14 protein-coding genes are annotated in these 12,294 nt (G+C 30.7%); 1 reads left to right on the top strand and 13 read right to left on the bottom strand.

What is annotated here, in order from left to right; genetic code table 11:
• Nucleotides 1-92: 92 nt before the first annotated feature.
• The gene (flgS, locus tag ELQ10_RS08120) at nucleotides 93-1,112 is read right to left on the bottom strand and encodes a fla regulon two-component system sensor histidine kinase FlgS (RefSeq protein ID WP_134250444.1); all 1,020 of its coding nucleotides are present in this window, start codon (nucleotides 1,110-1,112) and stop codon (nucleotides 93-95) included.
• A 3-nt stretch (nucleotides 1,113-1,115) separates the two neighbouring features.
• Nucleotides 1,116-1,994, bottom strand: coding sequence for a DUF234 domain-containing protein (locus tag ELQ10_RS08115; RefSeq protein ID WP_011812736.1), 879 nt, complete (start codon nucleotides 1,992-1,994; stop codon nucleotides 1,116-1,118).
• Nucleotides 1,995-2,029: 35 nt separating this feature from the next.
• Between ELQ10_RS08115 and ELQ10_RS08110 the strand changes: the two genes are divergently transcribed.
• Entirely contained in the window at nucleotides 2,030-3,304 is a 1,275-nt protein-coding gene (locus tag ELQ10_RS08110) for an aminotransferase class V-fold PLP-dependent enzyme (RefSeq protein ID WP_079747907.1), read from the top strand.
• Here ELQ10_RS08110 and purU read toward each other — a convergent pair.
• The 11 genes from purU to napA form a co-directional block, all read right to left on the bottom strand.
• Nucleotides 3,301-4,125, bottom strand: a complete 825-nt coding sequence (purU, locus tag ELQ10_RS08105; protein WP_002857007.1) for a formyltetrahydrofolate deformylase — start codon at nucleotides 4,123-4,125, stop codon at nucleotides 3,301-3,303. The two genes, ELQ10_RS08110 and purU, sit on opposite strands and share 4 nt — an antisense overlap.
• Entirely contained in the window at nucleotides 4,122-5,240 is a 1,119-nt protein-coding gene (locus ELQ10_RS08100; RefSeq protein WP_134250443.1) for a CCA tRNA nucleotidyltransferase, read from the bottom strand. Before ELQ10_RS08100 ends, purU begins: the two co-directional genes overlap by 4 nt.
• Nucleotides 5,209-5,700, bottom strand: coding sequence for a hypothetical protein (locus ELQ10_RS08095; RefSeq protein WP_002856776.1), 492 nt, complete (start codon nucleotides 5,698-5,700; stop codon nucleotides 5,209-5,211). Before ELQ10_RS08095 ends, ELQ10_RS08100 begins: the two co-directional genes overlap by 32 nt.
• Nucleotides 5,697-5,945 carry a tetratricopeptide repeat protein gene (locus ELQ10_RS08090; RefSeq protein WP_002859818.1) on the bottom strand — a complete coding sequence of 83 codons (249 nt, stop codon included), beginning with the start codon at nucleotides 5,943-5,945 and terminating at the stop codon, nucleotides 5,697-5,699. The genes ELQ10_RS08095 and ELQ10_RS08090 overlap by 4 nt, the downstream gene beginning before the upstream one ends.
• 78 nt (nucleotides 5,946-6,023) lie before the next feature.
• The gene (gene tatA2, locus ELQ10_RS08085) at nucleotides 6,024-6,197 is read right to left on the bottom strand and encodes a Sec-independent protein translocase subunit TatA2 (protein ID WP_134250442.1); all 174 of its coding nucleotides are present in this window, start codon (nucleotides 6,195-6,197) and stop codon (nucleotides 6,024-6,026) included.
• A 9-nt stretch (nucleotides 6,198-6,206) separates the two neighbouring features.
• The gene (locus ELQ10_RS08080) at nucleotides 6,207-6,545 is read right to left on the bottom strand and encodes a chaperone NapD (RefSeq protein ID WP_002867967.1); all 339 of its coding nucleotides are present in this window, start codon (nucleotides 6,543-6,545) and stop codon (nucleotides 6,207-6,209) included.
• Nucleotides 6,538-7,452: a WD40 repeat domain-containing protein gene (locus ELQ10_RS08075; RefSeq protein WP_134250441.1), complete on the bottom strand. Its 915-nt coding sequence runs from the start codon at nucleotides 7,450-7,452 to the stop codon at nucleotides 6,538-6,540. Before ELQ10_RS08075 ends, ELQ10_RS08080 begins: the two co-directional genes overlap by 8 nt.
• 4 nt (nucleotides 7,453-7,456) lie before the next feature.
• The gene (locus tag ELQ10_RS08070) at nucleotides 7,457-7,981 is read right to left on the bottom strand and encodes a nitrate reductase cytochrome c-type subunit (RefSeq protein ID WP_010891887.1); all 525 of its coding nucleotides are present in this window, start codon (nucleotides 7,979-7,981) and stop codon (nucleotides 7,457-7,459) included.
• A complete protein-coding gene (napH, locus tag ELQ10_RS08065) occupies nucleotides 7,978-8,760 on the bottom strand; it encodes a quinol dehydrogenase ferredoxin subunit NapH (RefSeq protein WP_134250440.1) in 783 nt (260 codons plus the stop codon). The genes ELQ10_RS08070 and napH overlap by 4 nt, the downstream gene beginning before the upstream one ends.
• The gene (gene napG, locus ELQ10_RS08060) at nucleotides 8,757-9,497 is read right to left on the bottom strand and encodes a ferredoxin-type protein NapG (protein WP_134250439.1); all 741 of its coding nucleotides are present in this window, start codon (nucleotides 9,495-9,497) and stop codon (nucleotides 8,757-8,759) included. The genes napH and napG overlap by 4 nt, the downstream gene beginning before the upstream one ends.
• A 17-nt stretch (nucleotides 9,498-9,514) precedes the next feature.
• Entirely contained in the window at nucleotides 9,515-12,289 is a 2,775-nt protein-coding gene (gene napA, locus ELQ10_RS08055) for a periplasmic nitrate reductase subunit alpha (RefSeq protein WP_134250438.1), read from the bottom strand.
• Nucleotides 12,290-12,294: the final 5 nt, after the last annotated feature.

Here is a 12,294-nt window from a genome sequence, read left to right as displayed (position 1 = left end):
CTTGATTTAGATTTTTTGCCTTCAATCTAAATATATTTTATAAATAATACAAGCAAAATCTGTTCCGTTTTGGGGTGAAAAGAAAATATTTATCACACCAAAGGTAAGGTAAAATAAAAATTCTTAGGATCGCTTTGAAAACTTAACTCTCCCTTATGAGCGTTTATGATTTCTTTAGAAAGAGACAAGCCAAGCCCATTGCCTTTAAGTTTTGTTGTTTTAAAAGCTTCAAAAACCAATTTCTCATCTTTTATTTCACAACCATTATCATACACTCTGATGCATATTTTTTCATTATCACAACTTGCTAAAATTTTAATCATAGGCTTTTCACATTCGCTTTCTTCTATCGCATCAATAGCATTATAAATCAAATTTTGCAAAACCAAACCAAGAAGAGCTTTATCAGCACAAATCTGCTTATCCAAAAAAGATATTTCAAAGTCTATTTGAGAAGTGAAATTATAAGAGTTAATGGCACTTTCACACTCTTCTTTTAACTCTAAAAGATTAAAATTTAAGGCATTGATGTGCACACCCTTAGTAAAAAGCAAAGTTGAATTTACGATACGCTCTACTCTAGCAATAGCCTTTTGGATTTCAAGAACTATATGCTTATTTTTAAGCTCACTACGAGCAAAAAGGGTTGAAGCAAGTAAAGATATAGATCCGATAGGATTTCTTATCTCATGTGCCAAATGAGCCGCTACACTACCCATGCTTGCAAGCCTTTCATTGCGTTTTTCATCGCTAATATCTGTAGCTGAAACTATAGTTTTTTCATTATGCGCTATGATTTTTACCGCATAAAACCTACCTTCAAATTCAAGCTCATCGCGAATTTTATCAAGACTAATGATACTAAGTAATTTTGGATTTTTCAAGGCTTCTTGATTTTGTAAAATAATATTTTTTTCTTTATCTAAAATCCAAAGTGCACTAGGCAACACCTCTATAATCTCATCAACCATTGCGCGTAAGGAATTATAGTTTTCATTTAAAGTTTTGTATTCATTTTCTATTACATAAGTTTGTTCTATAAGACTTTCTAAGCCTTTTTGTAGGGTTTCTTTTTCATTTGAGTCTAAACTTTTTAAAATATTTTCATTCATTTATCATTCCTCTAATAAAATCTTAAAATCATTCAAATCAAGTAAAAGCAAATTCTGTTCGCATATTTTATCAAATTCCTTGCTAAAACCATTTTTTGAGATTATAATGTAATAATTTGGAGCCAAATTTAAAGACTTTGCTTTTGATTTTAAAAGATTTAAAATATTTTTACAAATTTTTTTATTTTTAAATTTAACTTCTCCGACAAAACACAAATTTTCATCTTGATAATAAAGATCAAGTTCTAAATTCTTATCCCAGTAACTTTGCACTCCATTGATATTGAATTTTTTCTCAAGCAATTCTCTAGAAAGTTGTTCAAAACAAAAACTTTGATAAAGTTCAAATTTTTCTTTAATGCATTCTAAAACTTCTTTATAACGATTTTGCAAAATAAGCTTTTCATTGGGCTTTAAAAAATAAAAAAAGAAACGAGTAAAATGGTTGCTAAATATAATCTTATCTTGGACAACATAAGATCTTAGTTCTTTTTTGATTTTTTGTCTTTTATCTTTTATTTTTTTAGCTTCCTTGCTATACTCAAGTTTTATTATACCTGTTTCTAAAAGATATTTAAGCGTAGATAAAGCTTTAAAATGCTGAATTTTTCTATTGATAGAAAAACGCTTGCGATTATTTTTAGCTAGTAAAGTAAGAGCGTAAGAACTTGTTTCATCCAAGGCGAAATAACTTTTAATTTTTAGATAATCATCAAGCAAAATTCGCTCTATATTTGTAAATACATCGTCTTCAAAATTTAAAATGTTTAATTTTTCAAAACCTTCAAACACACTATAAAAATCAAAAAGCTTACTTAAAGACAAATTCTTATGCAAATCTACAAAGTTCTTAAATTTTATATTTTTCCTTTTATAAAGTATTTTTATAGTATAATTTTAGCAAATTTTTATAAGGATTGTATTTGCAAATTTCAGATTTAAAAAAAGAATTGATCTTAAAAAAAGGTATTTTGCATTTTGACTTCACAGCAAGTGCTTTAGCTCTAAAATGTGTAGAAAAAGAAATTTCAAAAATTCTCCCAACCTATGCAAACACACATTCTGATAGCTCTTTGAATTCTTTTAAAACTCAACAAATTTACGAACAAGCAAGAAAAGATATAAAAAAAAGTTTATCATTAGATGAAAATTTTGCCCTTATAGCTTGCGGAACAGGATCAAGCAGTGCTATTAAAAAATTTCAAGAATTAATCGGCATTTACATTCCTCCTCTTGTAAAAGAAAGATATTTTACGCAAATTGATAAAAATACCTTACCTTTAGTTATCGTAGGGCCTTATGAGCATCATTCTAATGAACTTTCATTTCGAGAAGGCTTGTGCGAATGTATTAGAATTCCCTTGGATAAAAATGGAGAAATTGATTTTGATTTTCTAGAAAAAACTTTACAAAAAAACAAAAAAAGAAAAATAATCGCTAGCTTTTCTTTAGCTTCAAATGTTACTGGGATATTAAGTGATTACAAACGCATTTCTGAAATGGTTCGTAAATTTAAAGGGATAGTTGCTTTTGATGCATCTAGTTTCATTCCCTATAAAAACATATCTTGTCAATACTATGATGCGTTGTTTATAAGTTCTCATAAATTAATCGGTGGTATTGGCGGTTCTGGACTTTTAGCTATCAAAAAAGATCTTTGTGGAAACAAGCCTAGCTTTGCAGCAGGTGGAACTGTGGGCTATGTTTCTCGCACTTCACAATGCTACCTTTGCAATGAAGAAGCTTTAGAAGAAGGAGGAACACCTGGAATTTTACAACTCATTCGCGCTAGCTTAGCTTTTAAAATCAAAGATTCTATAGGGATTAAAAATATAGAAAAAAAAGAAGAAATTTTAAAAGATTATTTTTTTGAAAAACTAAAAACTATACCTAATTTAATTTTATATGCAAAGAATTTAAAAACCCGATTGCCTATTTTTGCTTTCAATATCAAAGGAATTTCTCCTTTTGATATCGCTTACGAACTTAGTAAAAAATACCACATAGAAACACGCGCTGGATGTGCTTGTGCTGGGCCTTATGGTCATGATTTACTAGGCTTAAAAGATAATCAAAAACTTAAAACAAAACCAGGTTGGTTAAGAATAAGCTTGCATTATACGCATGAAAAAGAGGATATTGATTATTTTTTTAATGCTTTAAATAAAACTATAGTAAAATTATCGCATTAAAATATTATAGTTTTATTATTATGTATAAAAATTCTATCTTCAAAAACCAAATCAAGTGCTTTTGAAAGAACATCTTTTTCTATATTTCTACCTGCTTGCTGCATATCTTGCCAAGTAAATTCATGGTTTACAGGTAAAACAGCTTGAGTGATAATAGGACCTTCATCAAGATTATTATTTACAAAATGTGCCGTAGCTCCAATTATTTTAACCCCTCTTTCAAAGGCTTGTTTATAAGGATTTGCTCCTATAAATGCAGGTAAGAAAGAATGGTGAATATTTATAATCTTACCTTCAAAATGCCTAACAAAATCAGGAGATAAAATTCGCATATATTTTGCCAAAACCAAATAATCAAATTTATATTGTTCAAGACATTTTAAAATCTGATTTTCTTGCTCTTTTCGATCTAAATTTTCAGCGCTGATAAAATGATAAGGAATTTCAAATTTCTCAACTAAATCCTTTAAAGAGTTGTGATTTGAAATCACAGCTTTGATATTTGCTTCAAGTTCGTTGCTATAATGCTTTATTAGCAAATCTCCCAAACAATGACTTTCTTTAGTAGCAAAAACAACAATATCTTTTTTTCTCTTCTCGCAAAGCTCTATCAAGGCTTCTTGTCCAAGCATAGCCTCAAGCGTTCCTATAAAAGCTTCTTTATCAAACTCACCTTCTAAAAGAGCACGAAAAAAAAACATTCCTTCGCCTACAAATTCATCGTTTTTTACTATATTGATATGATATTTAAAAATAACATCAGAAATTCTATAAATTAAACCTTTTTGATCTTTGGTGCAAATTTTTAATACAGAAATCATTTAGCTAAACCTTTTATATATTCTTTTAATTCATTCTCTCTTGCTTCTTGAAGCTTTAAACCAAGAATTTTACCACAAAATCCAGCATTTATGAAATCTTTTGCTAAAATTTTACTTTCAAACTTATTCCCATAAAGCCCTAATCTTTTAGCTTGCTCAATACGCTTTTTACTCCAAAGTCCAAGCCATTCCTTCAAAGGCATTTCAAAAGCAATTTTTGCTAGTTTAAAATCACTTATATCATCAAGATAAAAAGCTTGATTTGCGTATTTTAGGTATTCTTTTTTAAGTTTAGTTCTTTTAAAAAATATATCTTTTTCTAAATTAAAAAAATTCAAATACAAATACAAGAATAAAGCATCGCTTTTTACAAATTCTCTACTTTGTCTGAGTAAATTTTGAAATTCCAAACTCTTAAAAACACTCTCAAAGCCGAAAACCTGTTTCTCTAAGCCAAGTTCTTGTAAATATCTATAGCCGACATCAAGTCTAGGGCTTTTAAAGAATTTATAAAGCTCTGCATTGATCCTATCTTTGCTAAGATCAGTTATATCCATACTTTGCATCAATTTCAAGCTTTCGCTAGTTATCTTAAAGTTAAATCTTGAAGCAAATACTACCGCTCTTAATACTCTTAAACTATCCTCTTGAAAGCTTTGTTTATCAATATGCCTTAAAAAGCCTGCTTCTAGATCTTTTAATCCTCCGTAAAAATCTAAAAACTCATCGTTAAAAAGATTAATCATCATAGAATTTATGGTAAAATCGCGTCTTTTGGCGCCAAGTTTTTCATCATTGCAAATTTGAACTTCAAAACCTTTATGTCCATAGCTTATTTTATTTTCGGTTCTAGCAAGAGCTAAATCATAATTTTTAAACTTATACACAAAAAAACTTTTTCCAAAGCCTTGTGCGCCCAATTTTTGCATAATCTTTTCAAAATCTTTAGGTTTTATATCATAAAGCTCTATATCATAGTCACAAATTTTTAAGCCTAAAAACAAATCCCTAACGCTACCTCCAACCAAATACACTCGTTTGGTATAAGGCTTTAAAAACTCAGCAATAAACTGTAAATCGGGATTATTTTTTAAGCTTATCTTCGATATTTGCAAGCAGAAACTCTAAAAAATTTATGGTCAAGTTTAACCTATTTTCAAGATCATCTTTTTTTATGCTATTTAAACCTTCAAAAAGAACTAAAATTCTCTCTCTAAGATGTTTTAAAAAAATATCCTCATTAAGCGTTTGAACCTCTGTCATAACACTAGGATTTAAAATTTCACTTTGTAAAAAAGGCTCTTCTTTTTTAAACTCTTTATTTTCCTGAGTAGAAATTTCAATATTATTTTGTATTTTTTGCTCTTCTTCAAATTTTGCCATAGAAATTTTATCTTCTAAGTCTTGCGGAGTATCAAGCTCTTCGCATACAAACTCCATAGGTGGTAATTCATCTTTTATTTCAGTTTTTCTATTTAATTCTTGTTCTTTTAAAATTTCATTTTGTCTTCTTTGCTCTTCCATGATAGAGCTAACTTCGCTAATGGTTTTTTTAGCTAAATCTTCCAAATTCATATTTTTATCAACCACCTTTTAAATTCATTAATTTCTTCATCGCTTTTCATATTAATAAAAAAATCCAACATTTGAGTGTTTAAGTCTTTATGCTTGGATCTAAAACCACTAAGACGACGAACCGCATCGATAGCGTTTTGGTTATCCGGATCTTCTTTTAAGATATTTTTATAAATTTCTAAAGCTTCATCTTTTAACCCTTGAGCCTCATAGATAGAAGCTTCAGTGACTGTATTTTTCATCACTGTTTCCTAAAATTTTTCTTTAATTCTAGCAAAAAGCTTTTTAATTTATCTTTAAGAAAATAAAATGATTTTTAATGTCTATTTTGTTTTAAACAATTTTTCTATATATTCTTTTTTTTCTTTCTCTAAACTAGAATTTAATTCTTTTTGTTCTTTTTTAACTTGCGCTTTTAAATCTTGATTTTTAAAATACACATAATCAATTCCAAAAATAATACCAATTATAATAAGCAATGGGATTAAAAATACCATCTTTACACTTTAAGAAAATTGATTAAACACACTACCATAGTAGCGAATATTCTCAGCATTTTCATTTTTTTCTATCGTTTCTATTGCGCCACTATTGATTGCTTTTTGGATATCATCATTTAAATCTTGATAAGAAAAAACCATATTAATACTGATAATATTTGGCAATTTCTCAAGCATTTTATAAGAGTTTAACTCATCTTCTAAATTTTCACTTTCAATCACAACTATAATCTTTTCATTTTCACAAAGTTCTACAGAACAAAAAGGAATTTCAGATATAGCCTTTTTTAAATCATTTATATATTCTTCTTTTGCTAAAATCAAAACACTAGAAAGATTATTCATCAATACTCCTAAACATTATACTATCACCAAAGCCTGAAATGATAAAATCTTTATTGTTTAAAAAAATAATAAACTCACTCATCAAATTTTCATTATTAAAAGTTTTAACAGGCTTAAAATCACTTGTACTAAAAACTTCACTAACTCCAGCTTCATTATCACTATAAACAGCGAATTCTCCATTAGGACTTAAAGCGCAAGTATATATCAAAAAATCTTTTTGTAAAAAATTTTGCTCTTCATTTTTTACAACTCCTATACGCCTATCCGTTCCACAACTTAAAATAACATTATTTTTAAAATCTACTTGATAGATATTATCTTTATGCATTTTATCATAGTTTTTTAACATCTTCCAATTTTTCAAATCAAAAAGTTCTACTTCGCCACTCTCAAAACCTGCAACTAGTCTACTCTTATCTTCATTTAAAACTGCATCATTAAGACTAGAATGGGAAAAATTAAATTTTTTTATATTTTTTAAACTTTTATCAATCAATTCTATTTCAGAACCAATAGAAATCAAAAGATAAGTATTTTCATTGATAAAAAATGCTTTTATTATGCTATTTTCTTCGAGCTTTTTGATTTGTAAATTTTCCTTATAAAAACTTAAATTTTTAGCACCAAAATCACCCTCGCTAAGTATTAAAAGTGTATGTTTAAAAACATCAATGTTGTAAATTTTAGCAAAATCATCACCATAATAATTTTTAATCTTTGGCAAAGATAAAAGTTCTTTTAAACTTTTATCTTTAATGTTATATTGTAAAATTTCACCTTTATCAGTGCCTATATATAAGTTTTGCTTATCAAGCTTTAAAGCTGTTATATTGGCATTTAATTTCAGCTCATAAGCATAAGACAAAACACAAAAAAGACTCAAAATAAAAAGAAATTTTTTCATTTATTTACTTTACACCCTCATTAATCACATCAATTAAATTTGAACGACTTTTTAATTGTTCATTTTTAAATTCAGGTTTAAAGCTATTTCCCACTAAAGGTTTTGCATCGCTTTGTGGAACATGACACTGAGTACAATTAAAACGACTATCGCTAATCATATCTCCTGTGGTTTTATTGTGTCTAAAATCATAATAATGACTAGCAGGAAGTGGAGTTGCACCAGCATCTGCTGCTATAGCCTTATCATGGCAGCTTAAGCACATATTGTTATCTTTAGTTATAGGTAACAAATCTTCAATAGCATGCGGAATTAATGGTGGTGCATTTTCATAAGAACGCTCAAAACGAGTAGATTCCCCAGGTTGTAAAGTTGTGAAATTTGCTTCCACTAAATTTACTTTATTTTCATTTTCTAAACTTGCTTTTCTAAGTCCAATTTGTTCCGAACTTACCCCACTATTCATTGCACAAGCGGCAAAAAATACCACTGCGGCACTTCCTAATAAAACCAATTTCTTCTTCATTATTTATTCCTTAAATCAAAAATATTAAAATTCAAAGCATCATCATTACAAACTTCTATACATCTTGCACACCTTATACACTCTCCTGATTTCACACTAGTACTTTCTTTTCCAACCATCCACAAAACCTGTTTTTCAGGACAAATACGGATACATTCATAACATTTAGTGCATTTATCACTATCATGCTTTATTTTAAGCAAAGCAAAACGAGAAATAAAAGCATAAAAAGCTCCTAGTGGACAAAAATGTGAACAAATTGCCCTAGGACTTAAAAAAGTATCGATACAAAAAAGTATAAAGGCTACAAAAATCCAAGAACTTGTAGCAAAAATAATCCCTCTATGTATCATTCCTATATAAGAAAAACTTTCAAACACAGGCAATGAAAATACAAAAGAAAGGACTAAAACCAAGACCAACACAAAATAGCGTAAATTTTTAGGCAAAATTAAAAATTTATTATTAAGGGTTAATTTATTTCGCACAAAAGCAGCAAAATCTGTGATTAAATTAACAGGACAAACCCAAGAGCAAAAAACCCTTCCTAAAAGCAAACCATAGATAAAAAATATAATCAAAGCTCCTATTAAAGCCATTAAATCTATACTCCAGCTTGCTAAAATGATTTGCAAAACCGCAAAAGGATCGCTTAAAGGTATGGTATTAAAAAGTCTAGAAGAACTTAAATTTCCCTGCAATATAAAATCTGTAGCTTTAAAACTAAAAAGCGCTAAAATTCCAAGCTGAATGATGCGTCTAGCAATTAAATACTTCATCACAGTTCTCCATCATTTAAATAATTGGTTGCTTTTTTAGCATCAAAATGTTTTGAAGTATCTGCATTTTTTATACGACCTTCATCTTTTTCATCCCAGCCTTTTACATAATGAGATCCTGCTTTTCCCAATACATACCCCCTTGGCAAAACACGAATGGCTGGTTTTTCAGTAATACAAGCAAGTTCACAAAGCCCACAACCTACACACACTTCATGATCCACGCTAGGTAGTAAAAAAGCATGCTTGGCGGTGCGTTCATTGCGTTTAAGCTCAAGTTTTAAAGCCCTATCTATCAAAGGACAAGCTCTATAACAAGCATCACATTGAATTCCCCAGTGTGCCACACAAGAAGCACTATCAACAATAGCAATACCCATTTTCAAAGATTCTATACCCTGTTCTAAATGCTTTTTATCTAAAGCATCAGTTGGACATTCTCTAATGCAAGGAATATCCTTGCAAAGATAACAAGGAATTTCTCTTGCCTTAAAAAAAGGTGTACCATTTTTTGGACTATCTAACAAGCTAGCAAGCTTTAAAGTATCATAAGGACAGGCTTTTACGCAAAGCCCACAACGAATACATTTGCTTAAAAACCTAGCTTCATCTTCAGCCCCAGGAGGACGCAAAGCATAATTATCATCGGCTTTTAAAGCCAAATTAGCCAAAAATCCACCTCCTGTACATAAACATGCAGCCTTAAAGGCACTAACGAAAAATTCTCTTCTACCTTTCATTTAATCAAAACCCTAAATTAAGCCTTGTAAATTTTTACAGCACATTTTTTAAAGTCAGTTTGTTTTGAAAGCGGACAAGTCGCATCCAAAGTAACTTTATTGATATATACATTCTCATCAAACCACGGCACATATACAAGTCCTACAGGCGGTTTGTTTCTTCCACGCATATCTACTCTTGCTTTTACTTTACCACGACGAGATTCCACCCAAACTAAATCACCTTGATTTAAGCCTAATTTCTCTCCATCTTTCTCACTCATATAGCAAAGTGCTTCAGGCACAGCACGGTAAAGCTCAGGCACACGCATAGTCATAGTTCCACTATGCCAATGCTCTAAAACCCTTCCTGTTGCAAGCCAGAATGGATACTCTTTACTTGGTCTTTCAGGTGCTTTCATAAATGGCCTAAAGAAAATTTTAACCTTATTTTTAATACTGTGCTCTTTTTCATCTTTAGGAGCTATTAAATCCCCATTTGTAAGCATTTTGTTAAAATCACCATAAAAAGCAAAATCTGAATTTGGAGCCGCTTTTTTAGCATAATAATCAAATTTAGTATTAAATCTCCATTGTGTTTCCTTGCCATTAACCACGGGCCATCTTAAACCCCTTACTTTATGATAGGTATCAAAATCCGCTAAATCATGTCCGTGTCCTAAGCCAAATTTACGATATTCTTCCCAAAGGTATTTTTGAACGAAAAAGCCATAACCTGTAAATTCTTTTCCATCACTGCCTTGAATTTTTCTCTCATCGCCTTTAACATCAGTATTATCAAAGCCTTTTGCGATAGCATCGTTTGGATTAAAGCTTTTTGCTTCTTTATTGGCAAATAGCGCATCAAAAAGTGTATCATCTTCACTATAACCCATAGCTTTTGCCTCTTCTAAAACACTTGGCAAGGTAAGCTTATTATCCACTTTTTGCTCTTTCCAAACTTCTTTAAGCTTAAAGCGTTTTGCAAATTCTAAAATTTGCCAAGTATCACTCATGGCAGCACCTACAGGTAAAACTTGTTGTTTCCAATGTTGAGTTCTTCTTTCAGCATTACCATAAGCACCCCATTTTTCATAAATCATAGCACTTGGTAAAATAAGATCAGCTACTTTTGCTGAAATTCCAGGATAACAATCACTTACAACAATAAAATTATCCATTTCTCTTGCTGCTGCGATCCAGTGATTTGCATTTGCAGTGTTTTGCCATGGATTATTCACTTGCACCCATGCAAATTTAATTTTTCCATCTTCCAAATCTCTCATGATATTAAGATAAGGAGAGCCTGGTTTTGGGTTGATGGTCTTTGCAGGAACTTTCCAAATTTTTTCAGAAATTTCTCTGTGTTTTGGATTGGCTACAACCATATCTGCAGGCAAACGATGCGAGAAAGTTCCTACTTCCCTAGCTGTTCCACAGGCACTTGGCTGTCCTGTTAAAGAAAAGGCTCCACTACCTGGTTTAGCTTGCTTTCCTAGTAAAAAATGCACCATATAAGCTTGTTCATTTACCCAAGAACCTCTTGTGTGTTGATTAAAGCCCATAGTCCAAAAACTTACGACTTTGCGATTTTTCTCTATGTAAAGATTAGCTAACTCTTGAAGTTTTTTCTTAAAATCTTCCAAAGACTCATTATCATCACCTTTGGCTACTTTTGCAGTGTATTCCAAAGTATAAGGAGCTAAACCTTTTTTAAATTCTTCAAAAGAAATTTCCCAGTTTTTATCAGCCACACCTTGATGTTTCATTTCAAATTTATCACCCGCTTTAACGCCAAGATAAGATAAAGAAGCAGCCTCTTCATCGTCTAAAGTGATTACATTTTCTTTTTCAACTGTATCTTTTTCACTTTCTTTAAATTTTGGATGATTTGGATTATTTCTCATACCATAACCAATATCAGCATAACCAGTTGCAAATACGCAGTGATCTTTGATAAATTTCATATCCATAGCCTCTGGATGATTATAAACAATCTCTCTTGCTATGTAGTTCCAAATAGCCAAATCTGTATTTGGTTTAAAAATAATTTCAATATCAGCAATATTTGAAGTACGGTTAGAAAAAGTGCTTAGATTAACAACTTTGACCTTATCAAGATTGCTTAGTTTTCTATCACTTACTCTTGACCAAAGGATTGGGTGCATTTCAGCCATATTAGCTCCCCAAGTGATGATAGTATCTGTAAGCTCTATATCATCATAACAGCCTGATGGTTCATCTACACCAAAAGTTTGCATAAAACCAACCACTGCAGAGGCCATACAATGTCTTGCATTTGGATCGATATTATTTGTTCTAAAACCCGCTTTTGCAAGTTTTAAAGCAGCATAACCTTCTTGGATAGTGTATTGCCCACTACCAAAAATCCCTATACCTGTAACGCCGAGTTCATTGTAGGCTTTTTTAAATTGTTTTTCCATTTCATCAAAGGCTCTTTGCCAAGAAACTTGTTGAAATTTGCCTTTTTTATCAAATTCGCCTTTTTCATTCATGCGAAGTAAAGGCATAACAAGACGATCTTCACCATACATGATTTTAGCATTAAAATAACCTTTGATACAATTAAGTCCACGATTTACGGGTGCTGCAGGATCACCTTTTGTTGCTACGATTTTGCCATCTTTTCTGGCTATCATAATTCCACAGCCAGTTCCACAAAATCTACAAACAGCTTTATCCCATTTCCAATCTTCTTCTTGTGCACCAAGCATAGAGCTTGGAACACTAAGTCCTGCAACACTAGCAGCACTTGCAATAGCGGTATTTTTAATAAAATCCCTTCTATTCATCCTTA

This window comes from Campylobacter sp. US42a (assembly GCF_004379055.1).
In the GTDB taxonomy this organism is placed as follows: Bacteria; Campylobacterota; Campylobacteria; order Campylobacterales; family Campylobacteraceae; genus Campylobacter_D; species Campylobacter_D jejuni.
The sequence above is the reverse complement of the archived record's forward strand: the minus strand, read 5'-3'. Positions and strand labels throughout refer to the sequence as shown.